Source organism: Ponticoccus litoralis (assembly GCF_039769985.1).
Taxonomy (GTDB): Bacteria; Pseudomonadota; Alphaproteobacteria; order Rhodobacterales; family Rhodobacteraceae; genus Ponticoccus; species Ponticoccus litoralis.
The window spans coordinates 2,769,150-2,795,263 of the sequence record NZ_JBDNCH010000002.1 but is presented as its reverse complement, the minus strand read 5'-3'; the positions used below and the strand labels follow the sequence as shown (position 1 = coordinate 2,795,263).

At 68.8% G+C, this 26,114-nt stretch carries 27 protein-coding genes and 4 pseudogenes; 23 read left to right on the top strand and 8 right to left on the bottom strand.

The window, feature by feature from the left end; all coding sequences use genetic code 11:
• Window positions 1-391: 391 nt before the first annotated feature.
• The 6 genes and pseudogenes from ABFB10_RS14925 to ABFB10_RS14905 all read left to right on the top strand — a co-directional run bounded on the left by ABFB10_RS14925 (window position 392) and on the right by ABFB10_RS14905 (window position 3,088).
• The gene (locus ABFB10_RS14925) at window positions 392-691 is read left to right on the top strand and encodes a BufA1 family periplasmic bufferin-type metallophore (protein ID WP_206563280.1); all 300 of its coding nucleotides are present in this window, start codon (window positions 392-394) and stop codon (window positions 689-691) included.
• A 125-nt stretch (window positions 692-816) separates the two neighbouring features.
• The gene (bufB, locus tag ABFB10_RS14920; RefSeq protein ID WP_347167100.1) at window positions 817-1,749 is read left to right on the top strand and encodes an MNIO family bufferin maturase; all 933 of its coding nucleotides are present in this window, start codon (window positions 817-819) and stop codon (window positions 1,747-1,749) included.
• Window positions 1,676-1,885 (top strand): annotated as a pseudogene (locus ABFB10_RS14915) (hypothetical protein); the annotation flags it as partial. The gene bufB and the pseudogene ABFB10_RS14915, both read left to right, overlap by 74 nt.
• Window positions 1,818-1,970: pseudogene (locus ABFB10_RS24190) on the top strand (hypothetical protein); the annotation flags it as partial. The pseudogenes ABFB10_RS14915 and ABFB10_RS24190, both read left to right, overlap by 68 nt.
• 34 nt (window positions 1,971-2,004) lie before the next feature.
• Window positions 2,005-2,520, top strand: a complete 516-nt coding sequence (locus ABFB10_RS14910) for a hypothetical protein (protein WP_347167099.1) — start codon at window positions 2,005-2,007, stop codon at window positions 2,518-2,520.
• A complete protein-coding gene (locus tag ABFB10_RS14905; protein ID WP_347167098.1) occupies window positions 2,501-3,088 on the top strand; it encodes a DoxX family membrane protein in 588 nt (195 codons plus the stop codon). The genes ABFB10_RS14910 and ABFB10_RS14905 overlap by 20 nt, the downstream gene beginning before the upstream one ends.
• Before the next feature lie 27 nt (window positions 3,089-3,115).
• Here the strand turns inward: ABFB10_RS14905 and ABFB10_RS14900 are convergent, their stop codons facing one another.
• On the bottom strand, window positions 3,116-3,430 hold the full coding sequence (locus ABFB10_RS14900) for an arsenate reductase family protein (RefSeq protein ID WP_347168031.1): 315 nt from the start codon (window positions 3,428-3,430) through the stop codon (window positions 3,116-3,118).
• Window positions 3,431-3,666: 236 nt separating this feature from the next.
• Here ABFB10_RS14900 and ABFB10_RS14895 point away from each other — a divergent pair, with 236 nt between their 5' ends.
• Together ABFB10_RS14895 and ABFB10_RS14890 are read left to right on the top strand one after the other, a co-directional pair.
• Window positions 3,667-3,873 (top strand): cold-shock protein, encoded by a 207-nt coding sequence (locus ABFB10_RS14895; RefSeq protein ID WP_023852138.1) that lies wholly within the window; start codon window positions 3,667-3,669, stop codon window positions 3,871-3,873.
• Window positions 3,874-4,090: 217 nt separating this feature from the next.
• Window positions 4,091-4,393 (top strand): hypothetical protein, encoded by a 303-nt coding sequence (locus tag ABFB10_RS14890; protein WP_347167097.1) that lies wholly within the window; start codon window positions 4,091-4,093, stop codon window positions 4,391-4,393.
• 7 nt (window positions 4,394-4,400) lie between these two features.
• Here ABFB10_RS14890 and ABFB10_RS14885 read toward each other — a convergent pair whose 3' ends face one another.
• On the bottom strand, window positions 4,401-5,306 hold the full coding sequence (locus ABFB10_RS14885; RefSeq protein WP_347167096.1) for a LysR family transcriptional regulator: 906 nt from the start codon (window positions 5,304-5,306) through the stop codon (window positions 4,401-4,403).
• Between the two features lie 88 nt (window positions 5,307-5,394).
• Here ABFB10_RS14885 and metF point away from each other — a divergent pair, with 88 nt between their 5' ends.
• The gene (gene metF, locus ABFB10_RS14880; RefSeq protein ID WP_347167095.1) at window positions 5,395-6,261 is read left to right on the top strand and encodes a methylenetetrahydrofolate reductase [NAD(P)H]; all 867 of its coding nucleotides are present in this window, start codon (window positions 5,395-5,397) and stop codon (window positions 6,259-6,261) included.
• 234 nt (window positions 6,262-6,495) lie between these two features.
• Here metF and ABFB10_RS14875 read toward each other — a convergent pair whose 3' ends face one another.
• The gene (locus ABFB10_RS14875; RefSeq protein WP_347167094.1) at window positions 6,496-6,948 is read right to left on the bottom strand and encodes a DUF2267 domain-containing protein; all 453 of its coding nucleotides are present in this window, start codon (window positions 6,946-6,948) and stop codon (window positions 6,496-6,498) included.
• A gap of 381 nt (window positions 6,949-7,329) precedes the next feature.
• On the opposite strand from ABFB10_RS14875, the gene ABFB10_RS14870 reads away from it, so the two are divergent.
• From ABFB10_RS14870 to ABFB10_RS14860, 3 genes are all read left to right on the top strand, one after another.
• Window positions 7,330-8,304, top strand: a complete 975-nt coding sequence (locus ABFB10_RS14870) for a diacylglycerol/lipid kinase family protein (RefSeq protein ID WP_347167093.1) — start codon at window positions 7,330-7,332, stop codon at window positions 8,302-8,304.
• Window positions 8,305-8,310: 6 nt separating this feature from the next.
• Window positions 8,311-9,147: a metallophosphoesterase family protein gene (locus tag ABFB10_RS14865; RefSeq protein ID WP_347167092.1), complete on the top strand. Its 837-nt coding sequence runs from the start codon at window positions 8,311-8,313 to the stop codon at window positions 9,145-9,147.
• 244 nt (window positions 9,148-9,391) lie between these two features.
• Window positions 9,392-10,150 carry an SDR family NAD(P)-dependent oxidoreductase gene (locus tag ABFB10_RS14860; protein WP_347167091.1) on the top strand — a complete coding sequence of 253 codons (759 nt, stop codon included), beginning with the start codon at window positions 9,392-9,394 and terminating at the stop codon, window positions 10,148-10,150.
• A 182-nt stretch (window positions 10,151-10,332) separates the two neighbouring features.
• Here the strand turns inward: ABFB10_RS14860 and ABFB10_RS14855 are convergent, their stop codons facing one another.
• Entirely contained in the window at window positions 10,333-10,476 is a 144-nt protein-coding gene (locus ABFB10_RS14855) for a hypothetical protein (protein ID WP_347167090.1), read from the bottom strand.
• 120 nt (window positions 10,477-10,596) lie between these two features.
• Here ABFB10_RS14855 and ABFB10_RS14850 point away from each other — a divergent pair, with 120 nt between their 5' ends.
• The 7 genes and pseudogenes from ABFB10_RS14850 (at window position 10,597) to ABFB10_RS14820 (ending at window position 18,957) form a co-directional block, all read left to right on the top strand.
• Entirely contained in the window at window positions 10,597-11,382 is a 786-nt protein-coding gene (locus ABFB10_RS14850; protein ID WP_347167089.1) for a crotonase/enoyl-CoA hydratase family protein, read from the top strand.
• Window positions 11,375-11,863, top strand: coding sequence for a MarR family winged helix-turn-helix transcriptional regulator (locus ABFB10_RS14845; RefSeq protein WP_347167088.1), 489 nt, complete (start codon window positions 11,375-11,377; stop codon window positions 11,861-11,863). The genes ABFB10_RS14850 and ABFB10_RS14845 overlap by 8 nt, the downstream gene beginning before the upstream one ends.
• Window positions 11,864-11,876: 13 nt before the next feature.
• Window positions 11,877-12,759: pseudogene (locus ABFB10_RS14840) on the top strand (amidohydrolase family protein).
• An 89-nt stretch (window positions 12,760-12,848) separates the two neighbouring features.
• A complete protein-coding gene (locus tag ABFB10_RS14835) occupies window positions 12,849-14,129 on the top strand; it encodes a flavin-dependent oxidoreductase (RefSeq protein ID WP_347167087.1) in 1,281 nt (426 codons plus the stop codon).
• A 368-nt stretch (window positions 14,130-14,497) separates the two neighbouring features.
• On the top strand, window positions 14,498-15,460 hold the full coding sequence (locus tag ABFB10_RS14830; RefSeq protein WP_347167086.1) for a TAXI family TRAP transporter solute-binding subunit: 963 nt from the start codon (window positions 14,498-14,500) through the stop codon (window positions 15,458-15,460).
• A 427-nt stretch (window positions 15,461-15,887) separates the two neighbouring features.
• Window positions 15,888-18,519, top strand: a pseudogene (locus ABFB10_RS14825) (TRAP transporter permease).
• Between the two features lie 12 nt (window positions 18,520-18,531).
• Window positions 18,532-18,957, top strand: a complete 426-nt coding sequence (locus tag ABFB10_RS14820) for a universal stress protein (RefSeq protein ID WP_347167085.1) — start codon at window positions 18,532-18,534, stop codon at window positions 18,955-18,957.
• A 109-nt stretch (window positions 18,958-19,066) separates the two neighbouring features.
• On the opposite strand, the gene ABFB10_RS14815 is transcribed toward ABFB10_RS14820, so the two are convergent.
• Window positions 19,067-19,828 (bottom strand): bestrophin-like domain, encoded by a 762-nt coding sequence (locus tag ABFB10_RS14815; protein WP_347167084.1) that lies wholly within the window; start codon window positions 19,826-19,828, stop codon window positions 19,067-19,069.
• Between the two features lie 66 nt (window positions 19,829-19,894).
• A complete protein-coding gene (locus ABFB10_RS14810; protein ID WP_347167083.1) occupies window positions 19,895-20,353 on the bottom strand; it encodes a MarR family winged helix-turn-helix transcriptional regulator in 459 nt (152 codons plus the stop codon).
• Between the two features lie 78 nt (window positions 20,354-20,431).
• Between ABFB10_RS14810 and ABFB10_RS14805 the strand changes: the two genes are divergently transcribed.
• The 4 genes from ABFB10_RS14805 (at window position 20,432) to ABFB10_RS14790 (ending at window position 24,054) form a co-directional block, all read left to right on the top strand.
• Complete coding sequence (locus tag ABFB10_RS14805; RefSeq protein ID WP_347167082.1) at window positions 20,432-21,709, top strand: 3-hydroxybenzoate 6-monooxygenase; 1,278 nt, start codon at window positions 20,432-20,434, stop codon at window positions 21,707-21,709.
• Entirely contained in the window at window positions 21,693-22,388 is a 696-nt protein-coding gene (locus tag ABFB10_RS14800) for a fumarylacetoacetate hydrolase family protein (protein WP_347167081.1), read from the top strand. The genes ABFB10_RS14805 and ABFB10_RS14800 overlap by 17 nt, the downstream gene beginning before the upstream one ends.
• A 77-nt stretch (window positions 22,389-22,465) precedes the next feature.
• Window positions 22,466-23,563 (top strand): cupin domain-containing protein, encoded by a 1,098-nt coding sequence (locus ABFB10_RS14795; RefSeq protein ID WP_430523020.1) that lies wholly within the window; start codon window positions 22,466-22,468, stop codon window positions 23,561-23,563.
• Window positions 23,560-24,054 (top strand): DinB family protein, encoded by a 495-nt coding sequence (locus ABFB10_RS14790; protein ID WP_347167080.1) that lies wholly within the window; start codon window positions 23,560-23,562, stop codon window positions 24,052-24,054. Before ABFB10_RS14795 ends, ABFB10_RS14790 begins: the two co-directional genes overlap by 4 nt.
• Before the next feature lie 145 nt (window positions 24,055-24,199).
• Here the strand turns inward: ABFB10_RS14790 and ABFB10_RS14785 are convergent, their stop codons facing one another.
• Window positions 24,200-24,898, bottom strand: coding sequence for a translocation/assembly module TamB domain-containing protein (locus tag ABFB10_RS14785; protein WP_347167079.1), 699 nt, complete (start codon window positions 24,896-24,898; stop codon window positions 24,200-24,202).
• A complete protein-coding gene (locus ABFB10_RS14780) occupies window positions 24,877-26,079 on the bottom strand; it encodes a translocation/assembly module TamB domain-containing protein (protein WP_347167078.1) in 1,203 nt (400 codons plus the stop codon). The genes ABFB10_RS14785 and ABFB10_RS14780 overlap by 22 nt, the downstream gene beginning before the upstream one ends.
• Between the last annotated feature and the right edge of the window lie 35 nt (window positions 26,080-26,114).

Here is a 26,114-nt window from a genome sequence, read left to right as displayed (position 1 = left end):
ACAGCTTTGCCGGGCCTCCGGGACTGGCAAGGGCCGGGGCCGCGTCCCGGCCCGCCCCTGCCTGGATCACGCCCCTTGGCGCCCGTAACATTTCTGACGCGGGACGTGAGGCGGCCTGTCTTGCCGCCTTTGCCCGGCCCCGCGACTGCAACATTCCAGCGCTGGAAGGTCGGCATTGGCCCGCGAATGTTTCGCCGCCCCGCCGCTGCGCCTTGAAAAGGCTGACTTTCTGCACCTGCAAAGCCTCACGGAACGGTCCGGTGGGCTGACAGCCGCGTGATCCACGGGGCCGTGAATGGTTGCTGACCCTGCGTCAGGGCAGCCTTGGGTCATCCCCGGGGCGATGCCTTGGGGCCAAGAGGTTCCAACCGCTCAACCGAAAGGAAATTCCATGTCCGCAACGATCAAGACCGCCGCCCTCGTCGGGGCTGTCGCCGCCGCGCTCTCGGCCACCGGCGCCCAGGCGATGGAACAGGAGAAGTGCTTCGGCGTCAGCCTCGCCGGGGAAAACGACTGCGCCGCCGGTCCCGGCACCACCTGCGCGGGCACCTCGACCGTCGATTACCAGGGCAACGCCTGGACGCTGGTCGAGGCCGGCACCTGCGCCGAGATCGAGCTGCCGGACATGGCGGACGGCTCGGCCCGGATGGGCGCGCTCGAGGCGCTGGACCGCGACCTGCCCAACGCATGACCGGCAGGGGCGGAGGGGCCCCCGCGCCCTTTCGCCCCCGTCCCGGTGCGGTGCCAGACCGCCGTGTTCGTGCCCGCACCGCCCCGCCCGCACCGCCGCGCTTTCCCGGTCAAAGGACCCCGCCCATGTTCGACACCCTCCGCGACCTGCCGCCCCTGCCCGGGGTCGGCTACAAGCCGCAGCATTTCGCCGCCCTGCTCGACGCGCCCGGCGCGGTCGGCTGGCTGGAGATCCACGCCGAGAACTACATGGGCGACGGCGGCCGCCCGCTGGCGCAGCTGCGCGCCCCGGCGGAACGCTTTCCCGTCTCGGTCCATGGCGTGGGCCTGTCGATCGGCGGCGCGGCGCCGCTGGATCGCGACCACCTAGCGCGGCTGGCGCATCTGACCGGCTGGCTGAAGCCCGCCCGCTTTTCGGAACATCTGGCATGGTCGACCCATGACGGCGCCTTCCTGAACGACCTTCTGCCCCTGCCCTATACCGATGCCACCCTGACCCGGGTCTGCGACCACATCGGGCGCGTGCAGGAGGCGCTGGGTCGGCAGATGCTGCTGGAAAACCCGTCCTCCTACCTGGCCTTCGCCGAAAGCACATGGGAGGAACCCGCCTTCCTTGCCGAGATCGCCCGGCGCAGCGGCTGCGGGCTGCTGCTGGACCTGAACAACGTCTTTGTCTCGGCGGTGAACCTGGGGCTGTCGGCAGAGGCCTACCTGGACGCCTTCGCCCTGGAGGCCGTGGGCGAAATCCATCTGGGCGGCCATGACGAGGACAGCGACGAGCACGGCGCGCCGCTGCTGATCGACAGCCACGGGCGGGCCGTGGCCGATCCGGTCTGGACGCTGCTGGACCGGGTGCTCGACCGGGTGGGGCCGCGCCCGGTGCTGATCGAATGGGACACAGACGTGCCCGACTGGCCGGTGCTGGAGGCAGAGGCGGCGCGGGCCGGTCGGGCCCCGGCGCGGGCGGCGGCCAAGGCCGGGGGCGCTGCCCCCTCGGCCTGCGGCCTCACCCCCGAGGTATTTTCCGGACCAAAGAAGACGGGCGGGCTGCGCGCATGATCGTCTCGCAGGACAGGTTTTACCGCGGGCTTCTGGATCCGGCGCAGCCGGTGCCCGGGGGCTGCGCGATGCCGCGGGCCGCGCGGCGGAACGGCGCTATGCGATCTATCGCAACAATGTCGCGGTCTCGCTGCGCGAGGCGCTGGAAGCGGGTTTTCCGGCGGTGGCCAGTGCTGCTTGGGCCCGAGAATTTCGCCATGGTCGCCGTGGCCTTCCTGCGCCGGTCGCCGCCCCGCTCGCCGCGCATGATGGTCTATGGCAGCGGTTTCCCGGCCTTCCTCGGAGGCGGAACCCCGGCTGGCGCCTCTTGGCTATCTTGGGGAGGTGGCGCGGCTGGAGCTTGCCTTGCGGCAAAGCTACCACGCCGCCGATGCGCCCCGGCTGGATGCCGCCGCCCTTGCCGGGCTGGACGAGGCGGCGCTGGCGCAGGCCCGCGTCACCGTCGCACCGGCCACGCGCCTGCTGCGGTCGCGCTGGCCGGTGCTGTCGCTGTACCGCTACGCGATGACGCCAGGAACGCCCGCGCCGAAGCCTGTCGCCGAGGATGTCCTTGTCTGCCGTCCCGGCTTTGACCCGGTGCCCCATGCCCTGCCGCCGGGCGGCGCCGAGGTTGCCGCCGCGCTGATGCGGGGCGAATCGCTGGGCGCCGCCTTCGGCCATGCCGGGTACAGCGATCCCGGTCCGCTCCTCTCGCTGCTTCTGTCAGGCGGCGCGCTCTCTGCCCTTACCCTCGCGCCGGAGGATCACCCCCATGCCTGCCCCGATGACTGACCGCCTCAAGGCCGCGCTGGCGCGGCTTTCTGCCGCCCTGTCCCGCGCCGGGGACGAAGCGCTGCCGCTTCTGGCGCGCCTGATCTTCGCCGCAAGCCTCGCGGGGTATTTCTGGGCCTCTGCCGCCACCAAGCTGGGCGAGGGAATCCTCGGCTTTCTGCGGCCCTCCAGCGGCGCCTATGCGCAGATCTTCCCGCGCCAGTTCGAGGCGGTGGGCTACAACAGCGAGGCGCTTGGCCTCTGGCACTGGGCGGTGGTGGTGCTGGGCACCTGGGCGGAGTTCCTGCTGCCGCTGCTGATCCTCGCCGGCCTGCTGACGCGGCTGGCCGCGCTTGGCATGATCGGGTTCGTCGCGGTGCAGAGCCTGACCGACCTCTACGGTCACGGCGGGCTGGCCCATGCGGCGACGCTGGGGGCCTGGTTCGACCGGGCGCCGGACGGGGTCATCCTGGACCAGCGCCTGTTCTGGGGGCTGCTGCTGGCAACGCTGGTCTTCAAGGGCGCCGGGGCGCTGTCGCTGGATCGCGCGCTGGGACTGGAGCGGCGCGCCCCCCAGCCCGCCGCCTGAGGGGCCGCGCCGCCGGGGCGCCCTGTTTCAGCCCGCAAGCTCTGCCTGCACCGCCTTGTCCCAGCCCAGCCACATGGCGTCGCCATCGACGATCAAGGGCCGCTTCATCAGCGCCGGGTGGCTGGCCAGCAGGGTCTCGGGCGGGGCCGCGCGCTCTGCCTCGGACAGGCCGCGCCAGGTGGTGGAGCGGGTGTTCACCGGGCGCGCGCCGAAGCTGGCCAGCGCGCGGTCGCGGACCGCATCGGGCAGCCCCTCTTCGCGCACATCGACCAGCGTGGCACCTGGCAGGGCCTTCAAGGCCTTCCGGCAGGTGTCGCAGGTCCGCAATCCGTATAGCTGCATGGGAAACTCGCCCTCTTCTTCTTCATCCGTACCGCAAATATGCGTCGCGGGAATGAAATACGAAAGCACGGGGCTTGCTTTTTCCTGCAGGGGCTTCATGTTTTTTTCGAGACCTTCGAAGTTCGGCATAAGGTGTCGCCCTGCGGGGCCGCCACCATGGCACCGGCCCTCGGATGTGTCACGGTGGCCCCGGCGCTGAGGGGCCGAATGCAGGACTGGAAAGGAGCACGGGAACAATGCCGAACGGCACCGTGAAATGGTTCAATACCACCAAGGGATACGGCTTCATCGCGCCAGATGAGGGCGGCAAGGACGTCTTCGTCCATATCTCGGCAGTCGAGCGGTCCGGCCTGACCGGCCTCGCCGACAACCAGAAGGTCAGCTACGAGCTGCGCGAAGGCCGCGATGGCCGCCAGATGGCCTCTGACCTGAAGACCCTCTGAACCGACACCCTGTCCCGCGACCGGCCCCCGCCGCCTGCGGGGCCTGTATCGGGCCATGTCGGGCAGTGTCTCGGAGGGGCCGGGCCAGATCGCCCGGAACCGTGCGGGCCGACCCGGGGATCCCCGGGTCAGGCGCGCGGTTAACCTGTTTTGCACTTCGCGCTCCGGCACGGAGGCCGGTCGGAGTAGGATGGCGCCTGTCAAGGAGGCCGCCGTCATGCCCAGCGAAACCGCCACTGCCCTTGCCATTCTCGCCGCATCCGGCGCCGCCGTCGGCGCGGTGCAGTTCCTGCCGCCGCTGACCGCCTATGAGGCGCCTTTGGGCCGGAAGGATGCGCAGGGCCGGACCGTGCTGGACGAGCTTTCTTATTGCCGCGCCACCCTGCCGGGCGTGGACTGCGGCTGCTTTGCGCAGAAGGCCGTGCAGATCATGGCGCAGGACACACCCCGCATCAAAGGCTGGACCTACGCGGACCCTCGGGCGCTGGCCCTGTCCCAGGCCGCTGACCGGTGTCGTTGAGCATGGATCAGGCGCTTTGCAGCTTGCCTGCCTCCTGCCCGGCCAGCGCGATGAGCTTTTGCATGTAGGGCTTTTCCAGGTCCTCGGTCCGCACCGCCGCGTATAGCCTGCGGGTGATGCCCTGTTCCGTCAGCGGGCGCGTGACATAGTCCGAGTTGTACTTGACCTCGCGCACCACCCAGTCGGGCAGCACCGCGATGCCGCGGTTCGAGGCCACCAGCAGCAGGATCACCGCCGTCAGTTCCACCTGCCGGATCGACGCCGGTTCCACCTTGGCCGGGGTCAGCAGCTGGCTGAAGATGTCCAGCCGCGACCGCTCGACCGGATAGGTGATCAGCGTCTCGCCGCGGAAATCCTGCGCCTCGATGAAGGGTTTCGCCGCCAGAGGATGCTGGGACGAGGCCACGAAGACCGGGTTGTAGTCGAAGAGCGGCACGAAGGTGACGCCACCGAGGTCTTCGGGATCGGAGGAGATCACCACGTCGACCTCTTCCTTCATCAGCGCGGGCAGCGCGTCGAAGGCCAGACCGGGGCGGATGTCGACATCGACATCGCCGAAGGCCTTGCGGAACGATTCGAGAACCGGGAACAGCCATTCGAAACAGGCGTGGCACTCGATGGCGATGTGCAGCCGCCCGGCGTTGCCCGCCCGCAGACCCGCGAATTCGTCCTGAAGCGCCTCGACCTGCGGCAGCACCTGCTCTGCCAGCCGCAGCAGCCGCAGACCGGCGGCGGAAAGCTTCATCGGCTTGGAGCGGCGGACAAAGAGCTCGACCCCCGCCTGATCCTCCAACCCCTTGATCTGATGGGACAAGGCCGACTGCGTGATGTTCAGCTGATCGGCGGCGCGGGCCAGCCCCCCGGCCTCGTGGATGGCCTTGATGGTCCGCAGGTGACGGAACTCTATATGCATATCCGGCTCATGTTGAACTTGAAAACTATGAGTTTGTCTCACAAAGGTCCGCGTGCGACAAGCGGTCAACGCTTAGAGGATGACCCAGATGACCCGCCCCGAGATCTCGCTCGAATTCTTCCCGCCCAAGAACATCGAGGGCACGTTCCGCCTTTGGGACAGCGTGCAGGTGCTGGCCCCGCTGGCGCCGCGCTTCGTGTCGGTGACCTACGGCGCGGGCGGCACGACCCGCGACCTGACCCGCGACGTGGTGGCCACGATCCACAAGCATTCCGGCCTGCGCACCGCCGCGCATCTGACCTGCGTCGACGCCACCCGCGAAGAGACGCTGGAGATCGCGCAGAGCTTTGCCAAGGTCGGCGTGACCGACATCGTGGCGCTGCGGGGCGATCCGCCCAAGGGCTCGGACGGGTTCCGCCAGCACCCGGGCGGCTTCGCCAACTCTGTCGAGCTGATCGAGGCACTGGCCGGGACCGGCGATTTCACCATCCGCGTCGGCGCCTACCCCGACACCCACCCCGAGGCCGCGAACGCGGGCGCCGACATCGACTGGCTGAAGCGCAAGCTGGACGCCGGCGCCACCGAGGCGCTGACGCAGTTCTTCTTCGAGGCGGACACCTTCTTCCGCTTCCGCGACGCCTGCGCCAAGGCGGGCATCGACCAATATGTGACGCCGGGCATCCTGCCGATCGAGAACTGGAAGGGCGCGCGCCGCTTTGCCGAGGGCTGCGGCACCGGGATCCCCGCATGGGTCATCGAGGCCTTCGAGAAGGCCGAGCGCGACGACCGTCAGGACCTGCTGGCCACCGCGCTCTGCACAGAGCTTTGCTCGGAGCTGATCGAGGGCGGCGTGGACAAGCTGCATTTCTACACGCTGAACCGCCCGGAACTGACCCGCGACGTCTGCTTCGCGCTTGGCGTGACCCCGAACCAGTCGCTGAAGAACGTGGCCTGAGCGCCGCTTCCCCCAAAGACACCGACGCGCGGGCCTCGCGGCTCGCGCGTTTTGCCTTTGCGGGTGGGAACAGGCGCGCCCGCAAAGCGCCGGTCGGTGCCCAGCCCAGCCAGAAAGCGCAGGCAGGACGGACGGGGTTCTTCATGTCCCTCGCCGCCTGCACGCGTGACCTGATACCGGCGGATTGCGACACAGGTCGGCGTCGCGCCCGAAAGGCGCGCTGCTGCCCCCCAGCTAGACGATCCTTTGCTCCAGCTCGGCAGGATCAGCCACATCGACATGCCAGAAATCCCGCGCCTCTTCCGGAAGTCCCGCCAGCACGCGCTCGAAGTCTCTGCCGTTGGTGCAGCGCCGAACCGCCCAGGCCGTCGCCTCAATCGCGTTATCCGGCGTCAGGTTGTGGTTCACACGGATCTTTTTGACCTCGGCAACCAGTTTCTCGCGGTCGTCAAAAGTCGCGCGAGGCGCGGTAACATCCCAGTTGTGAATAAAAATTGCTCGCAGCACACTTGGCAGAACGCTGGCGAATTCCAGGCCTTCCCGGGCGGTCAAACGACGCCGGAACACCTGCAGGACGGCATCGACCGCCGTGTAAGCCATGTTGTCAGACTCAAGGCACATGCGGTCTTTCACGTCGTCAAGGAAAGCGCGCCACTCTCTGGATGCGTGCCGGTATGTCCAGGGCATTGGCATGGCTATCTGCTTCCCGTGACAACAATATTCGCCGATCTCCCTACCTGATTTCCCGAGGTTTGTAAAAGAAAGCAACGGCAGGCAGGTCCGCGTTGCAGGATTCCGTCCTGCACGGCGCAGGTGTCGACTTTCGCCCTCCCGTCCTCACTGCACGCTCCGTTCCGGTTGACCAACCCAGACAGAGGCGGCGGCCCGGGCCTGTCGGCTTGCCGGAGCACCCGCACAGCGGGGCTTGCAGGCCCTCGGGGGCAATGGCACGGGCCGCGCCTGCGCGCCCGCCTTGCGGAGCGGCCCCGACAATCACATGAAACCGGGGTGACTGACTGCAACCATCCCCGCGGGCGCGGCGTTGTCGCTGCGAAGAGGGACACAGAGATGCTGCAAAGCCCAGACCTTACCGCCGCCCCGGCGGCCCCCGCGTCGTCGCCCGACCTTGGCCGCATCGCGGTCATCGCCAACCGCAAGTCCGGCACCAATGCCCGCGACAATGCCGCGATCGGGCGCGCAATGAAGGCCTTCGGGGCAGAGCGTGCCCGGCGCTACAGCTGGACCCCCGGCAAGGATCCCGACGGCTCGATGCGCAGGCTGGTCGAGACGGCGATCCGCGAGGGCGCGCAGACCGTCGTCTCTGCCGGGGGCGACGGCACCGCCATGGCCGTGGCACAGGCCGCGCTCGACACCGGCACCACCTTCGCCGCCCTGCCCCTTGGCACCTTCAACTATTTCGCGCGCGGCCTTGGCCTGCCGGAAGAGGCCGGAGAAGCCGCCGCCGCGCTGATGCGCGCGCGCCGGCACCGCATCCGGGTCGGCATGGTGAACGGCAAGCTCTTCCTGAACAACGCCAGCCTCGGCATCTACCCGGCGATCCTGAAGCAGCGCGAGTCGGTCTACGCGCGTTATGGCCGCCACCGCATCATGGCGCATTGGTCCGTGGCCAAGACCTTCCTGCGTTTCCAGCGCCCCATGCATCTGGCCCTCGAGGCGGACGGCAGCCTGCAGGCCCGGCGCACACCGCTGCTGTTCGTCTCGCGCTCGGCCTTCCAGCTGGAGCGCTTCGGCCTGAGCGGCGCCGAGGCCATCAGCGACGACAGCTTTGCGGTGCTGGTGGGCCGGGGCGACACCCGCGCCGACCTGTTCCGCACCGCCCTGCGCATGGTCACCCGGACCGCCGTCGAGGGGCGCGACTACGATTTCATCGCCGCGCGCAGCCTGACCGTGGACATGCGCAAGTCCCGGGCGCTGGTGGCCTATGACGGCGAGAAATCCCTGGCCGGGCCGCCCTTCGATTTCCGCATGTCCGACCGGATGCTGAACATCCTCATTCCCGAACCCGACACGGAGGACGCGTGACCCGCCTTGTTCACCTTTCCGACCTGCACTTCTGACCGCGTCGACCAGTCGCTGACCGCCCCGCTGGTCGCGGCGGTCTCTGAGCTGGCGCCCGACCTGACGGTGATCTCGGGCGACCTGACCCAGCGCGCCCGGCACAACCAGTTCCGCAAGGCCCGTGCCCTGATCGACCAGCTGCCCGGGCCGGTGCTTTCGGTGCCCGGCAACCACGACATCCCGCTCGACAATGTCTTCGTGCGCTTCCTCTGGCCCTTCTACCGCTACCGCAAGCACATCTGCCGCGATCTGGAGCCCGAGTTCCGCGACGACCAGATGATCGTGGCCGGCGTGAACACGGTGAACCGCTTTTCGTGGCAGCGCGGCAAGGTCGGGCGGACAAGGCTGGCGCGGCTGTCGACGCGTCTGGCGGATGCGCCGCAAGCCTTGCGGATCGCGGTGCTGCACCACCCGCTGGAGCACGGGCCAGAGACCGACAAGCGGCTGATGCGCGGGGCGACACAGGCGCTGGAGGTCCTGTCCGACTATGGCGCCAACCTTGTCCTCTCGGGGCACCTGCACCGCGCCTCGGCCCGGCCCTTCCGCGCCGCGCCGGACCTGCTGTTTGTCGAGGCCGGCACCGGCCTGTCGACCCGGCTGCGCCACGATCAGCGCAACACCTTCAACCTGCTCGACTTCGACGGCAAGCGGCTGATGGTGGTAACCATGGGCACGCGCCCCGAGGCCCCGGACCGCTTCACCGAACTGGACCGGGCGCATTGGCGGCACGGGCCGCAAGGCTGGTCCGCCGTGGACACCGCCGCCGATGCCGCGCCCACCGATCCTGCGAAGCGGCGCGAGGCCTGACGCGCCTCGCCTCGGGTGCCTTGCGCTGGCGCCCCACGCGTCACGACTTCGGCGGGAAGCCTGCACCGGCGGGCCCCGGCCAGCAGGGCGCGTCCCGACCGCCCGGGCGTGGGCCCGAGCGTGGGATGGCGCGGGAAAGGCCCGGTTTCCCGCGCAGGCTGCCCGGGTTTGACAAGCCCGCGCGCCCGGCGTTCAGTGCCGCGGGGGCCAAAGAGGCCAAGGGGGCCGGGACGGAGGATCACCGATGACCATGCAATTCGCACAGTATCCCAGCCTGGAAGGGCGGACGGTGCTCATCACCGGCGGCGCCTCGGGCATCGGCGCCGAGATCGTCAGGGCCTTCGCCGCGCAGGGCGCCCGCACCGGCTTTGTCGATTTCGACGAGGACACGGCCCGGGCGCTGGTGGCGGACACAGCGGGCGCGGTGGATTTCGAACCCTGCGACCTGCGGGACGTGAAGGCGCTTCGAAGCGCCTTTTCCCGGCTCATCGAGCGGCTGGGCGCCGCGGATGTCCTCGTCAACAACGCGGCGCGCGACGACCGCCACGACTGGCGCGAGGTCACGCCCGAGTATTGGGACGAGCGGCAGGCGACGAACCTGCGCCACGCCTTCTTCGCGATACAGGCGGTGGCGCCGGGGATGATCGAAAAGGGCAAGGGCTCGATCATCAACATGGGGTCGAGTTCCTGGTGGCAGGCCATGGGCAATATGCCCGCCTACACCACCGCCAAGGCCGCGGTGCACGGGCTGACCCGGGGCATGGCGCGCGATCTGGGCCCGCATGGCATCCGGGTGAACACGGTGGTGCCCGGCTGGGTCATGACCGAGCGCCAGAAAGAGCTGTGGGTGACCCCCGAGGCGATGGAGGCGAACCTCGCCCGGCAGTGCCTGCCGGTGCCGCTGGAACCGGTCTACCTGGCACGCATGGTGCTGTTTCTCGCCTCGGACGATGCGGCGATGTGCACGGCGGGGAATTTCATGGTCGAGGGCGGCGCCATCTGAGGCCTTGCCCCCGGGGCGCCCTGCGACCGGCGCGCGCCCCGCAGGCACCGCGCCCCGGGCCCCCGCGCGCAGAGGTATTTGGAAGACCAGAGAAGATGGAAGGCGGTCCGGGCGATATCCGGGGGCCATCCGCCTTCGGGCCATGGTGGCCGGGCCGGGCGGCGCGGTGACGGGGCTTTTGGTCAGCCCTGCAGGGCCCGGGCGACCGGCGCCTCGGCCCGGGCCAGCTGCGCCGGGGCCATGGCGCACCACAGGCGGGCGGCCTCGGCCTGTGCCTGCCAGCCCGGCGTCACGGTCAAAAGCTCTGCGATGAAGTCCATATCCATGCCGGCGCCCTCCCCCGCGCGGCCCCGGTCAGGGCGCTTTACCTTGGTCCCGAATCGCGCATATTGTCTACCAGGAAACTAAATGACGCCCGTCCGGGGTGTTTCAGGGAGGAGAACGCCATGTCCGACGCCTCGGATCTGGTCCGCTACGAGCTGCGTGGCGAGGTTGCCATTCTGGGCCTGAACCGCCCCGACAAGCGCAACGCCATCTCTGACCGCTTTGTCGAGGCCATCGCAGAGGCCGTCGCCCGCGCCACGCGCGAGGCCGAGGCCGGGGTGATCCACGGCCATGGCAAGCACTTCTGCGCCGGGCTCGACCTGTCGGAGCATTCGCAGAAGCCGCTTTTCGAGGCGGTGCTGGGGTCGCGGCGCTGGCATTCCGCCTTCGACAGCATCGAACGCGGGCGCATCCCCTTCGTCAGCGCCATCAGTGGCGCGGCGGTGGGCGGCGGCTTTGAACTGGCCGCCTCGACCCATATCCGCGTCGCCGAGGAGGGCGCCTTCTTCGCCCTGCCCGAGGGCCAGCGCGGCATCTTCGTGGGCGGCGGCGGGTCGGTGCGCATCGCCCGCCTGATCGGGCCGGCGCGCATGGGGGACATGATGCTGACGGGCCGGTCCGTCTCGGCCACCGAGATGGAGCGCTGGGGCGGTGTCTCTTACGTGGTCGAGCCGGGCAAAGCGCTGGAGCGGGGCATCGAGATCGCCGCCCGCATGGCGCAGAATGCCGAGTTCACCAATTACGCCGTGATCAACGCCCTGCCCCGGATCGCCGACATGTCCTCCGAGGACGGGCTCTTTGCCGAAAGCATGGTGGCCTCGCTGGCGACCATGACCCCCGAGGCACAGGAGCGCCTGCGCGATTTCCTTGAAAAGCGGGCCGAGAAGGTGAAGGCCCCCGATGCCTGACACGCCTGTCTCTTCCGACACGCCCGACATGCGGACGGAGGACGGGGTGCGCCTTGGTCCGCTGTCCGACAGCCTTGGGTTCCTGCTGCGCATCGCGCAATTGCAGGCCTTTCAGGATTTCTACGACGGGTTCGAGGCCCTTGGCCTGCGCCCCGGAGAGATGACCGTGCTCTTGCTGATCGCCGAGAACCCGGGCATCCGGCAGGGCCTGCTGGCGCGCGCGCTGATGATCAAGCGCGCGCATATGACGAAGATGGTGCAGGCCTTCGAAGAGGCCGGGCTGGTGCGCCGCACCGTGCCCGACAGCGACCGCCGGTCGGTCGAACTGTGGCTGACCGAGGCGGGCGCCGGGCGCGTGCGGGCGGTGCGTGGCCCGCTGCTGGCGCATGAGGCGCGCAGCGGCTCCGGCATGACGCCCGAGGATGCCGCCACCCTGCGCGGCCTGCTGCAACGCTACCTGCGGCTCGACGCCGAGCCCTGAGAAAGGACATCCCATGCCCCTGAATTTCGACGAGCTTGTCGCCTTCGACATCCACACCCACGCCGAAGAACCCTGCTGCGGGCCGCGCGACGACGGCTATGACGACTTCCAGTGCGGCCATGGCCAAGTATTTCCGCAACCCGGCGGGGGCCTCGGGGATGCTGCCCTCGGTCCAGCAGACCGCCGAATACTTCCGCGAGCGCAAGATCGGCGCGGTGATCTTCCCCGTCGATGCCGAGCGCGAGACCGGGTTCCGCCGCTACTCCAACGAGGAGGTGGCCGAGATCGCCGCCGAGAACGACGATATCCTCGTGCCCTTCGCCTCGATCGATCCGGCCAAGGGCAAGGCGGGCGCCCGCGAGGCGCGGCGGCTGGTGCGCGAGTTCGGCGTGAAGGGCTTCAAGTTCCACCCCACGATGCAGGGCTTCTATCCCAACGAACGCTGGGCCTACCCGATGTACGAGGCGATTGCCGAGGAAGGCGCGATCATGCTGTTCCACACCGGGCAGACCGGCGTCGGATCGGGCATGCGCGGCGGCATGGGGATGCGGCTGAAGTATTCCAACCCGGTGCATGTCGACGATGTGGCGGTGGATTTCCCCGACACGCCGATCATCCTTGCGCACCCGTCGTTCCCGTGGACGGAAGAGGGGCTGATGGTCGCCCAGCACAAGCCCAACGTCTACATCGACATGTCCGGGTGGTCGCCGAAATACTTCCCGCCGATCTTCGTGCAATACGCCAATACGATCCTGAAGAAGAAGATGCTCTTCGGCTCGGACTGGCCCGCGATCACGCCGGACCGCTGGCTGTCGGATTTCGAGGAGCTGGAGATCCGCGACGAGGTGCGCCCGCTGATCCTGAAGGAAAACGCGCGGCGTCTCCCGGGAATGTAAGAGGCAACGCGCCATGGCATTGACGTCCATGGCGACGGACCTGCGGGCCGGAAAACCAACGCCCACGAACACGGACGGAGTGACGAACCATGACCGGGAACCGGGTGATCATCGCCGGCGGCGGCATCGGCGGGCTGGCGGTGGCGCTGACCCTGCACGAGATCGGCGTGCCCTTCACCCTCTACGAGGCGGTGCGCGACCTGAAACCGCTGGGTGTGGGCATCAACCTGCAACCCAACGCCGTGCGCGAATTGTCCGACATGGGACTGGGGCCGGAGGCGCTGGACGGCGTCGGGCTGCCCGCGCGCGAATGGGCGCTGGTGGGGCTGAACGGGCGCGACATCTATGCCGAGCCGCGCGGGCTGGAGGCGGGGTATATGTGGCCGCAATACGCGGTGCACCGGGGCGCCTTCCACATGCTGCTCTACCGCACCCTGCTGGAGCGCGCGGGCCCCGAGGCAGTGAAGACCGGTTCGCGGGTCACCGGCTATCGCAAGGAGGCGGACGGCACCGTCACCGCCTTCTTCGAGCACGCCGACGGGCCGTTTCAGGATCGCGCCGCGCTGCTGATCTCGGGCGAGGGCATTCATTCCGCCCTGCGCGCCCAGATGCACCCGGGCCAGCCGCCGATCCACTGGGGCGGCGCGCTCATGTGGCGCGGCGTGACACGGGCGAAACCGATCCGCACCGGGTCCAGCTTCGTCGGACTTGGCACGCATCGGCACCGGATGGTGATCTACCCCATCTCGCCGCCGGACGAGAATGGCGAGGCGCTGATCAACTGGATCGCGGAACGGACGCTGGACGACAGCGAGGCATGGCAGGAAACCGGCTGGTTCCGCCCGGTCTCGGTCGACAGCTTCGCGCATCACTTCGACGGCTTCCGCTATGACTGGCTGGACGTGCCCGCGCTATTGCGCGGCGCCGAGGTGGCCTATGAGAACCCGATGATCGACCGCGATCCGGTGCCCACATGGGTCGACGGGCCGGTGGCGCTGATGGGCGACGCGGCCCATGCGATGTACCCGACCGGGTCAAACGGCGCGAGCCAGGCGGTGATCGACGCCCGCACGCTCGGGGTCTGCCTGCTGGAACAGGGGGTTTCGCCCGACGCGCTGGCCGCCTTCGACGCAGGCCTCTGCGGCCCGGTCTCGCAACTGGTGCTGCGCAATCGGGGCGCCGGTCCCTTCGGCTTGCTGAACATGGTGCACGAGCGCTGCGGCGGCACCTTCGAGGACATCGACACGGTGATCCCGGCAGACGAGCGCGCGACCTTCATGGCCGATTACAAGCGCGCCGCGGGCTTTGCCATCGACGCATTGAACGCGGCGCCCCGGACGATCCCCGCAGGCGCGCGGGTCAGGGCCTGAGCCCCCGGCCCGCCACCCCGGCCCGCCCCTCCCTGCCGGGTCCGCCGGGAAGCGGCCTGCGCCCTGAACCTGGCCCACGCCGGGCAGGGATCGCCTCGGGGGCAGGCAAATCGCCCTGCCCCGAACAGGACCGCCCGCCCCCTCCGGGCAGGCTTTGCCTGACTTGTCAGATCGATAAGCGCACCCATGGGACAGGCGGGGCGCAGGGGCGCGCACCCTCCGGACAGGGACCTGCCTCGCGGCTCGTTTGCCCTTTTCGGGTTGCAAGCGAGGCGATCCTTGGCTTCTACTGTGGACGTTCGTGGGGCCGAGGGTCCCGGGCGACCCCGAGGGGTCGCGGAGCAAGCGTATAACCAGGGAGCACCACCATGAAACATACGGTACTCGGCTTTGCCGCGGTTGCGGGCCTCGCCTTCGGCGGCGCCGCACAGGCGCAAGAGTTCATCTCGATCGGCACCGGCGGCGTCACGGGCGTCTACTACCCGACCGGCGGCGCGATCTGCCGCCTGGTGAACAAGGACCGCAAAGAGCACGGCATCCGCTGCGCCGTCGAGTCGACCGGCGGTTCGGTCTACAACATCAACACCATCAAGGCGGGCGAGCTGGAATTCGGCGTCGCGCAGTCGGACTGGCAGTACCACGCCTACAACGGCTCCTCGCAGTTCGAAGGCGATGCGGCCTTCCCCGACCTGCGCGCCGTCTTCTCGGTCCACCCCGAGCCCTTCACCCTGCTGGCCCGTGCCGATGCAGGCGTCGAGAAGTTCGAGGATCTTGCCGGCAAGCGCGTGAACGTGGGCAACCCCGGTTCCGGCCAGCGCGCCACGATGGAAGTCGTCATGGAAGCCTTCGGCATCGGCATGGACGACCTTGCGCTCGCGACCGAGTACAAGGGTTCGGAAATGGCGCAGCAGCTGTGCGACGGCAACATCGACGCGATGATCTACACCGTGGGTCACCCTGCCGCCGCCATCCAGGAAGCCACCACAACCTGTGACGTGAAGCTGATCGACGTCGTCGGCGAGCCCATCGACGCGCTGGTCGCGGACAATCCCTACTACCGCGTCGCCACCATCCCCGGCGGCATGTACGAGGGCAACGACGAGGACACCACGACCTTCGGCGTCGGCGCGACCTTCGTGACCTCTGCCTCGGTTCCCGAGGACACCGTTTACGTCGTGGCCAAGGCCGTGATGGAAAACATCTCGGACTTCCAGCAGCTGCACCCGGCCTTCGCCGAGCTCAAGCCCGAGGAAATGGTCAAGGACGGCCTGTCGGCCCCGCTGCACCCCGGTGCGGAAAAGGCCTACAAGGAACTGGGCCTGATGGAATAAGCGCCTCTCACCCGAGAGCGTGACAGACGGCGGCAGGGCAACCTGCCGCCGTTTTTCTTGCCGTCAGGCGCCCGTCTCTCTCTGGGCGATACGCCGCAGCCGGCCGACGGTGCGGCGGGACACCCCCGCCCCACGGATCGAACCAGAGGGCATCGGCGGCGCAGAAGCGGCCCGCCGCACCGGCAAGGTGCAAGGATGGCGCGAAATGTATCGGCGCAGGCAGGGCCCCGCCCGAGGCCGAAACCGCCGCGACGCCGCCCCGCCGCCTCTTCGGCGGGTCATCCCGGCCCCCGCGTTGGTCATTCGACACCCCGATTTCAAGTCCCGGCCCCCTCTATCCCGGTGTCGAATTCACTTTTCCCTTGCCCCCCTTCCCCTTACGACGCAGCCTTGCAGCAGAGAACGACATAACAGGGGGACGACGGAGATGGTGGATACGCCTTCGACCGACAGAACAGCCGACGACATGGTCGCCGAAGCCGATACCGGCGCGCGCAACCCGACCGCCGGGTGGCAAGCACAACTGATCATCGGCACCTGCATCGCCTGGTCGCTGTTCCAGCTCTATATCGCCTCGTCGATCCCCTCGATGCTGTCGACCACCTTCGGGACCAGCTTCTTCGCCAACCTCGTGGCGCAGGCGCGCTACATCCACCTTGCCTTTGCCATCGCGCTGGCCACCATGGCCTTTCCGCTGACCGCCTCGGCCCCCAAGGACCGCATCCCGCTGTATGACTGGGTGCTGATGTTCCTTGGCGTCGCGGCCTGCCTGTACCTCGTGGTCTTCCGCTTCGAGATCGCCAGCCGCCCCGGCCTCTGGAGCACCTCCGACATCACCATGTCGGCCATCGGCATGGTTGTCCTGATGATCGCGGTCTACCGCTCTCTGGGCCTGCCGCTGGTGATCATCGCCTGTGCCTTCATCGCCTTCGCCTTCTTCGGCGGCTATTCGGAATGGGCGCGCAATATCACCAACTACGGCGGCGCCTCGCTGTCGAAGGCGCTGGGGCACTACTGGATGCAGACCGAGGGCGTCTTCGGCGTGGCGCTGGGTGTCTCGACGGCGATGATCTTCCTCTTCGTGCTGTTCGGCGCGCTTCTGGACCGCGCGGGCGGCGGCAACTGGTTCATCCAGGTCGCCATCGCGCTGCTGGGCTCGCTGCGGGGCGGCCCGGCCAAGGCATCCGTGCTCTCGTCGATGATGACCGGCATGATCTCCGGCTCGTCCATCGCCAATACCGTGACCACCGGCACCTTCACCATTCCGCTGATGAAGCGCATCGGCTTTCCGGCGGAAAAGGCCGGCGCGGTCGAGGTGGCCTCGTCCACCAACGGTCAGCTGACGCCGCCGGTCATGGGGGCCGCGGCCTTCCTGATGGTGGAATACGTCAACATCCCCTACATCGACGTGGTCAAGCACGCCTTCCTGCCGGCGGTGATCAGCTACATCGCGCTGCTCTACATCGTGCACCTCGAAAGCCTGAAGATGGGCCTGAAGGGCCTTGAGAAGCCGGGCCGCAAGATCGGCGTGATCATGATCGCGATCCTGTTCCTGACCGGCTTCATCGTGCTGGGCATCCTCGCCTTCCTGATGGTCGGCCTGCGGGCCATCCTCGACCCGATCATGGGGGATCTCGATCTATGCCGCCGTGGCGCTGGTCGCGGCGCTCTATCTCTACCTGCTCTGGGTCTCGTCGCGCTATCCCGAGATCGAAACCCAGACCGGAGAGGACGGCGCCCCGGTGGCCCCGCGCCTGACCCCGACGCTGGTCGGCGGGCTGTATTTCTCGATCCCGATCTTCATCCTGGTCTGGAACCTGATGGTGCGGACCGAGAACCTCGACCGGCTGTCGCCCGCGCTCTCGGCCTTCTGGGCCACGGTCTTCATGATCATCATTGCGCTGACCCACCGGCCCATCAAGGCCTTCTTCCGGGGCGAAGGCGCCGCGGCAGAGACCCCGGCGGGCTGGAAGGACTTCGTGCAGGGGCTGATCCTCGGCGCGCGGAACATGATCGGCATCGGCGTCGCGACGGGTGCCGCAGGCATCATCGTGGGCACCATCTCGCTGACCGGCGCACACCAGGTCATCGGCACCGTGATCGAGGTCATCTCGGGCGGCAACCTGATGGTCCTGCTGTTCCTCGTCGCGGTCCTGTCGCTGATCCTCGGGATGGGCCTGCCGACCACGGCGAACTACATCGTCGTCTCCTCGCTGATGGCGCCGGTGATCATCTCGGTCGGCGCGCAGGCGGGGCTGATCGTGCCGCTGATCGCCGTGCATATGTTCGTCTTCTACTTCGGGATCCTGGCGGACGACACGCCACCGGTGGGCCTTGCGGCCTATGCGGCGGCGGCGATCAGCCGGGGCGACCCGATCAAGACCGGCATCCAGGGCTTCGCCTATGACATCCGCACGGCGCTGCTGCCCTTCCTGTTCATCTTCAACACCGACCTGCTGCTGATCGACGTGGGGCTGTTCAAGGCGGTCTTCGTCTTCATCATCGCGCTGATAGCCATGTTGCTCTTCGCCGCCGCGACACAGGGCTACTTCATCGCCAAGTCGAAATGGTACGAAACGGTCGTCCTGCTGCTGATCGCCTTCACGCTGTTCCGGCCCGGCTTCTGGCTGGACCAGGTGAGCGAGCCCTACGACACCGCCAGCGGTCCCGCCGCCATCGAGCTGATGGGCACCGCGCCGGAGGGAGAGCCGATCCGCCTGAACGTCACCGGCCCGGACTTCGACGACGGCGAACCACGGCCCACGACGGTCACGGTTCCGGCGGTGCCCGGCGACGGCATGGCCGCGCTGGAGGCGCAGGGCCTGACGGTGCTCGAAGAAGACGGACGCCTCTTGCTGGAGGAACCCTTCCCGGGCACGCCGCTCTTCGACACGCTGGGGCTGGAATACGACTACTACGGCGACGACCCGGTCGAGATCACGCTGGTCGAGGTCGAGGCAGAGCGCCTGCCGAAAGAGCTGTTCTTCATCCCGGCGCTGCTGCTTCTGGCGGGCGTCGTGATGATCCAGCGCCGCCGCGCCACGCAACCCGCGTTCTGAGGAGGAAAGCGCATGTTCAGGAGAATCCTGCTCGCCGTCGACTACAACGACCTGGAAGGCGCGGCCAAGGTGGCAGAGTACGGCGGCAAGCTGGCCGCCACGGAGGGGGCAGAACTGCATGTTCTGACGGTCCTGCCCAAGATGGGCATGGCGGTGGTGGGCTCGGCCTTCGGACCGGATCACGTCAAGACGATGGAGGCAGAGACCAAGGCGGGCCTCTCCGCATGGGCCGCGACCGCCCTGCCCGCGGGGCTGGCACCGCAGGTCCATGTGACCCACGGCACGATCTACGACCAGATCATCCGCATGGCCAATGCGCTGAAGGCCGATGCCATCGTCGTCGGCGCCCACAGCCCCGAGCTGCGCGACTACCTCGTCGGACCCAACGCCGCGCGGGTGGTGCGCCACGCCACCCAGTCGGTGCTGGTTGTTCGGTAACGACGGGCTGCGGCTGTCACGAAAAGGGCGGGCCTCGGTCCGCCCTTTGCTTTTGCGGTGGGCGACCGCGCTGTCGCGCTGGCCGGAGCGCTCCCCCCGCGGCCAACGGTCAGCCCCCGCCGATCTCCGTTTCCAGAAGCCGCTCGAAGGGGGCGGGTTCCAGCGCACCCGGGGACCGGAATGGGTCCGCGAAGGCGAAGATCGTGAACATCACCAGCCCGCTGAATGTGCCGTAGACGCTCAGAAGCATGAGATGCAGTCCACTTGGCGCATAGGTGAAATAGGGCACTGTCACCAGCACGACCCCCGCCACCGCCGCCACCCAGAAAAGCGGGCTGACCGCGTGCAGCGCGGTGTTCTCGCGCGCCTGCCGCAGGGTGGCGATCTGCTGGACCTGCGTCACCATGTGGCTGCGCAGGGATTGCTGCCGCGCGGTCGCGGGCTCCAGATCCAGCACGGCGAGGTAAATGGACTCGCGCAGCGCCCAGCCCTCGCCGCTCAGCCGTTGGTCGCGGGCCAGCGCCTGCCACTCGTCCTCGATCACTGTATGGGTGTAGCGCCTCAGGTCGGCCTGCACGGCGTCGGCCACCCGCGGATCGTAGCGCCAGATGTCATTGTAGATATCGGCAATGGCCGTGGCCTCCTGCACGAGGTTGTCCTGAAGGTCATGGTAATCCACCAGCTCCTGCGCAAAGACCAGCGCGAGGATCAGCCCATGCAGCGAGGCGACCCGAATGATCACCGACCCGGCCAGCGTCTGGGTCTCGTCCGTTGTCCGGTCTCCGGCAATGCGGCGCATGGCGAAGTAGACCACCCAGGCCAGCAGAAGCGTCCCGCCGACGAACGTGAGTGCGATGGCCACAGTGATCATGGGGTCCTCTTTCGACTGTCGGGACCAGGGCTTCTCCCGGCCCCTCGTGGCTGCCCGGAGCACAGGCTACCCGGCGCCTGACGCATCGTCACCCCCCTGCCCCAGCGCCCGCCGCGCCAGCGCCAGAAAGGCCTGCCGCTCCTCCCCGTCCAGCGCGCCGAGGATCTCGTCTTGCGCGCCCTCGACCACCGGACGGAAGCGCTGCAACAGCGCCTCTCCTTCCGGCGTCAGCTGGATCACGCGGGCGCGGCGGTCGGTTGCGCTGACCCTCCGCGACAACAGCCCCTTGGCCTGTAGCCGGTCGATGACGCCGCCGATGGTGGCGCGGTCATAGGCGATGGCCGCCGCGATGCTTGCCTGATCGAGGCCGGGCGCGGCCCGCACCGCGTCCAGCGCGGCGAATTGCACCGGGGTCAGGTCCACCCCCGCCGCGCGGGCATGGGCCGCGAAGACCTGCACCGAGTGCTGGTGCAACCGGCGGATCACATGCCCCGCCATCATGCCGATGTCTGTGTCGCCACCCATGGCCCTTCTTGACATGGCCCGGCACCCCGTGCAATTAGTAAGTACACGTATTATCAACCCGCGAAGGAGGAGCGCGCGTTGACGGAGCTTCCCATCCTGATCGCCGGGGGCGGCATCGGCGGGCTGGCCACGGCCTGCGCCCTCGCCCGCAAGGGGCTGCGCAGCGTGGTCGTCGAACAGGCGCAGGCCTTTGGCGAGATCGGCGCGGGCATCCAGATCGGCCCCAACGCCTTTCACTGCTTCGACAGGCTGGGCGTGGGGGATGCGGCGCGCGAAAAGGCGGTCTATATCGACGCCCTGCGCCTGATGGACGCCCGGACCGCCGAGGAAATCACCCGGATCCCGCTCGACCAGCCCTTCCGCGACTTCTACGGCAACCCCTACGCGGTGGTGCATCGCGCCGACCTGCATGGCGTTCTGCTGGAGGAATGCCGACGCTCGGACCTCGTGGAGCTGCGCACCGAACACCGGGTCGCGGGCTATGCGCAGGACGGCGCGGCGGTCACGCTGCATCTGTCGGGCCGCGATCCGCTGAAGGGGGCGCTTCTGGTGGCGGCGGAGGGGCTGCGCTCGCCGATCCGCGCGCAGATGCTGGGCGACGGAGAGCCGCGCATCTCGGGCCATACCACCTACCGTTCGGTCATCCCGACCGGGCAGATGCCCGAGGACCTGCGCTGGAACGCGGCGACGCTCTGGGCCGGGCCCAAGTGCCACATCGTCCACTACCCGCTGAAGGGCGGCAAGGTCTACAACCTGGTGGTGACCTATCACCGCGACGTGCAGGAGGCGATCTCGGGCCGCCCGGTGCCGCGCGAAGAGGTCGCGCAGGGCTTCGAGCATATCCACCCCGTGGCGCGGCAGATCATCGAGCATGGCGACAACTGGAAGCTCTGGGTGCTTTGCGACCGCGACCCGGTGTCCACATGGGTCGACGGGCGCGTGGTGCTACTGGGCGATGCGGCGCACCCGATGCTGCAATACTTCGCGCAGGGCGCCTGCATGGCCATGGAGGACGCGGTGGCGCTGGCCCAGTGCCTCGACGGCGCGGCGGACCGGGATGGCGCGCTGGCGCGCTACCAGGCGATGCGGACCCTGCGCACGGCGCGGGTGCAGATGAACTCGCGCCTGATCGGAGAGTATATCTATCACCCCGCCGACGCGCAGGCCGCCGTGCGCAACCACGTGATGCAGGGCATGTCCCCGCAGGACTGGTACCGGCAGCTGCAGTGGCTTTACGGCTCTGACGGGTTGGAGGGTCAGGCCTGTTGCAGGCAGGTTGATTTGAGTATTTTTGCAGAGAAGAAGCAGGGGCCGGGTGCCCCGCAGGGAAGGATGCGCGATGAGTTTCGTTTTTGAACCGGCCCCGGTGGCCTCTGTGGCGGTGGCGGGCAGCGAGGATCGCCTGCCGGTGCGCCGGATCTTCTGCGTGGGACGCAACTACGCCGCCCATGCGCGCGAGATGGGCAAGGACCCGGACCGCGAGCCGCCCTTCTTCTTCACCAAGCCCGCCGACGCGGTGGTGGATCACGGGGCGACGCTGGCCTATCCGCCGCTGACCGAGGACCTGCATTACGAGGCGGAGCTTGTGGTGGTGATCGGCAGGGCTGGGCGCGATATCCCGGAGGCGCAGGCACTGGACCACGTCTGGGGCTATGCCGCGGGCAACGACCTGACCCGGCGCGACCTGCAGGCCGAGGCCAAGCAGATGGGCCGTCCCCGGGATTTCGCCAAGGGGTTCGACCGTTCGGCGGTGATCGGGCCGGTGCATCCGGTCGCTGCGGTGGGGCACCTGTCGGAAGGGTCGATCCGCCTGACGGTGAACGGCTCGCGCAAGCAGGACGGCGACCTGAAGGAAATGATCTGGTCGGTACCCGAGGTGGTGGCCTTCCTGTCGCGCTCGGTCGAGATCCGGCCCGGCGACCTGATCATGACCGGCACCCCCGCCGGTGTCGGCGCGCTGGTGCCCGGCGACGTCTGCACCGTGTCCATCGACGGGCTGCCGGGCCTGACGGTGACCATCGGGGCGCGGGGATAAGGGGGCTCTGCCCCGTCCCTGCGGGACTCCCCGGGATATTTTCGGACAGAAGAAACACCGACCGGGAGGAGGGTCGCATGGGCGAGGATCTGGATCACGACACGGTGGCGCATGGCATGATGCCCGAGGACAGCGCCGAGTTGCGGGCGCTTTACAGGGGGTTTGCCGAGAACCACATGAACCCGCTCTGGACCCAGACCGGCGACCTGATGCCCATGCATCCCAAGCCCCGGGCCGTTCCGCATGTCTGGAAGTGGTCGGTGCTGCTGCCGCTGGCAGAGGCTTCGGGGCGACTGGTGCCGGTGGGGCGCGGCGGCGAGCGGCGGGCCATCGGGCTGGCGAACCCCGGGCTGGGTGGCAAGGCCTATGTCTCGCCGACGCTCTGGGCTGCCGTGCAGTACCTCGGCCCGCGCGAGACCGCCCCGGAACACCGCCATTCCCAGAATGCCTTCCGCTTCGTGGTCGAAGGCGAAGGCGTCTGGACCGTGGTCAACGGCGACCCGGTGCGCATGTCGCGCGGCGACCTGCTGCTGACGCCGGGCTGGAACTTCCACGGCCACCACAACGACCGCGACGCGCCCATGGCCTGGATCGACGGGCTGGACATCCCCTTCAGCCAGCAGATGGACGTGGGTTTCTTCGAATTCGGCGCCGACAAGGTCACCGACTACGCCACGCCCAACTTCTCGCGCGGGGAGCGGCTTTGGGCCAACCCCGGCCTCAGGCCCCTGTCACAGCTGCAGGATACCGTGTCCTCGCCGCTGGCCGCCTTCCGCTGGGAGCACACGGACCGCGCCCTGACCGAGCAGTTGCTCCTGGAGGACGAGGGCCACCTGGCCACCGTCGCACCGGGCCATGCGGCGGTGCGCTACGTCAACCCGACCACCGGGGGCGACGTTATGCCGACGATCCGCTGCGAATTTCACCGCCTGCGCGAGGGCACCCAGACCGAGGCGCGGCGCGAGGTCGGCTCGACGGTCTTTCAGGTCTTCGAGGGGCGCGGCGCGGTGGTGCTGGACGGCACCCGCCACGCGGTGGACAAGGGCGACATCTTCGTCGCCCCCTCCTGGTGCCAGTGGTCGCTGGAGGCCGAGACCCAATTCGACCTCTTCCGCTTCTCCGACGCCCCGATCATGGAGCGGCTGCAGTTCATGCGCAGCCAGGTCGGCGGATGACCGACCCGCGCGCGGCGCTGCGCGCCCGGCAGGGCGCAGGCGCGCGCTATGACGCCCCCGAAGCCCCCGCCGACGCCCTGCTCAGGATGCGGCGCGGCAATGCCGCCGTGGCGCGCCTGATCGACGCCCTGCCCGACAGCGCGCTGTCCGGTCAGATCGCAGAGACCATCGCCATACTCGGCTACCACGCGCGGGCCTGCACGCGCCTTCTCGCGGGCCAGCCGATGTGGGAGAGCGCGGCACAGCGCGATGCGGAACAGGCGCTTGGCGCAACCCTGCCGCCGCGCGCCCTGCGCGCCCTCTTCGCCCATACCGCGCGGCATCTGGACGTGGACATGCGCGACCTGCCCGGCCCGGCCTGGTCAGCCCTCCTCCCGGACGGAACGGCAGCACAGACCCTGCCCGACCGCCACGCACGGCTCTTGTGGCGCGCCTCGCTGGGTCTCGGCGGACGCGCGCGGGACATGCCCGCACTCTACGGGGAGGGCTGAACCAGCCCCTCTGCGATCAAACCGCCCTCGGCCCCGCCCGCAAAGCGCGGCACGCTGCAATCCCGATCGCAACCCTGGGCTTCTTCTTGGTCCAAATACCGAAATCCGACGCTGCCCCGCAGCGCCCCGCCCGACAGGGCGCGCTTCAGTAGTCCCTTTCGAAAAACACCCCCAGCCCGGTGTCGCCATCCGACCCGACGCGCCCACGCACCGTCACATTGGGGTTCACCTGAAGGTTCAGGTTGATCTGCGAGGTGCCGTCGCTCCCCACCGTCACGTCGGTGTAGATATTGTCCGAGAGATACTTGCCCACCGTCGCCTGCGCATTGCCGTCCGCATCGGTGCCGATGTCGAGGTTGTCGACCCCCAGTCCGCTGCGCAGGTTCTCGGTCAGGCCAAGCCCGCCCTGCCCCGACAGCGTCCGCACCGCCGCCGCCAGCTGCACCGCCTGAAGCGGCGAGAGGTTGGTCACCGAACGTCCGAACAGGAAGAAGGACAGCGCCTCGTCCTCGGGCAGTTCCGGGTCCGAGGTCACCCGCAGGTCCGGCTCCGAGGCGAAGCCCTCGATCCGGATGGTGATCATCGTGTCCTCGACCTGCGTCGAGGCGCCGAAGCGGACATAGGGGTCGAAGCTGCCGCGCAGGCTGACCGATCCGTCGGTCAGGTCCAGACGCCGCCCCAGAAGATCCAGCCGCCCGCGGATCAGGTCGAACTGCCCCTGCGGGACAAGGTTCGCCGTCGTGCCGGTCAGCAGCAGGGAGCCGCCAAGCTCGGCATCCAGACCACGCCCGCGCACGAAGATCTGGTTCGGCGCATTGACCCTCAGGTTGATCGGATAGGCCACGGCGCTGCCGCCGCCCCTCCGGTGCTTTCGCGGCCCGAACCGTTCAGCCCGGCGAAGGCCAGCGTGCGCTGCACATCGGCAGGCGGGTCGATATGGCGCAGCCCGTCCAGCGCCGAATAGGAGGCGCCAAGGTTGGGGATCCGCACCTCGACCTCGCCAAGGTTGATCACGCCGCCGATCTGGGCGCCGCCGGTCAGCGCGCCGTTCATCGTCACCGTGCCGTTGGCCGTGGTCTCCAGCAGGTCGGCCTGCCGCAGCACCGCCTCGATCAGCTGTATCGTCAGGTTGGCGTTGAAGGGCGGCGAAAGCGTCACCGGGCCGCTGACCCGCAGCTGGCCGCCGGACGAGAGCCTGCCGCCAAGCTCCACCTGCGCGCTGCCCCCGGACAGCCGCACCGCGCCCGAGAGCCCGTCGATCACCAACGAGACCGAGGGCACGGCAAGCCGCGCGCCATCGGTGCTGACGCGGTCGGACACCGAGGACAGCGCCAGCGGCCCGTTCACGCCGATGTCGAAGTTCAGCACGCCGGTAAGAACCTGCGGCGCAATCCGCTCGTTCGCCAGCGCCAGCGGCGCCGAGCCGTTCAGCGACAGGTTGGCAGAGCCGAAGTCCTGCGCGATCGACCCGCGCGCGGTGGCGCCGATGCTGCCCGGACCGGTGCCGGTCAGGTTCACCTGCCACGGGCCGCCGGAATGGCTGACGGTGCCGCGCACCGTGCCGCCGCCCTGCAGGTCGGGCACGATCAGCCCGACATTCGGCACCGAGACATCCAGCGTCACATTGGCATTCGAAGAGGCGTATTGCCCGGACACGGTGGCGTCGATGCCGCTGGCATCCAGCACGCCGCGCTCGATCCTGAGCAGGCCGTTGGCGTCCCGCGCGGCCTGCAGGTTCACGGTCGTTGTGCCGCGCAGCAGGCGGTCAGCGGTCTCGACCGCGGTCACGAGGTTCTGCGCCGTCACATCGGCCCGCAGCGACAGCGGCCCGCTCAGCGCCTGCCCCTGCACCTCGGCGTCGAAGCGCACCGACCCGCCAAGCCGCCGTCCCGCAAGCCCCGACAGGGCCGCGAGGTTGGGAATATCGCCGACAAGAGAACCATCCAGCGCGGCATCGCCCTCGGCCACCTGCAGGGTACCGTTGTAGGTCGCATTGACCGCTCCGGACGTCTGCAGCCGCTCCACCGTATAGACACCCGTCGCGTCGCGGCTGCCCTTCA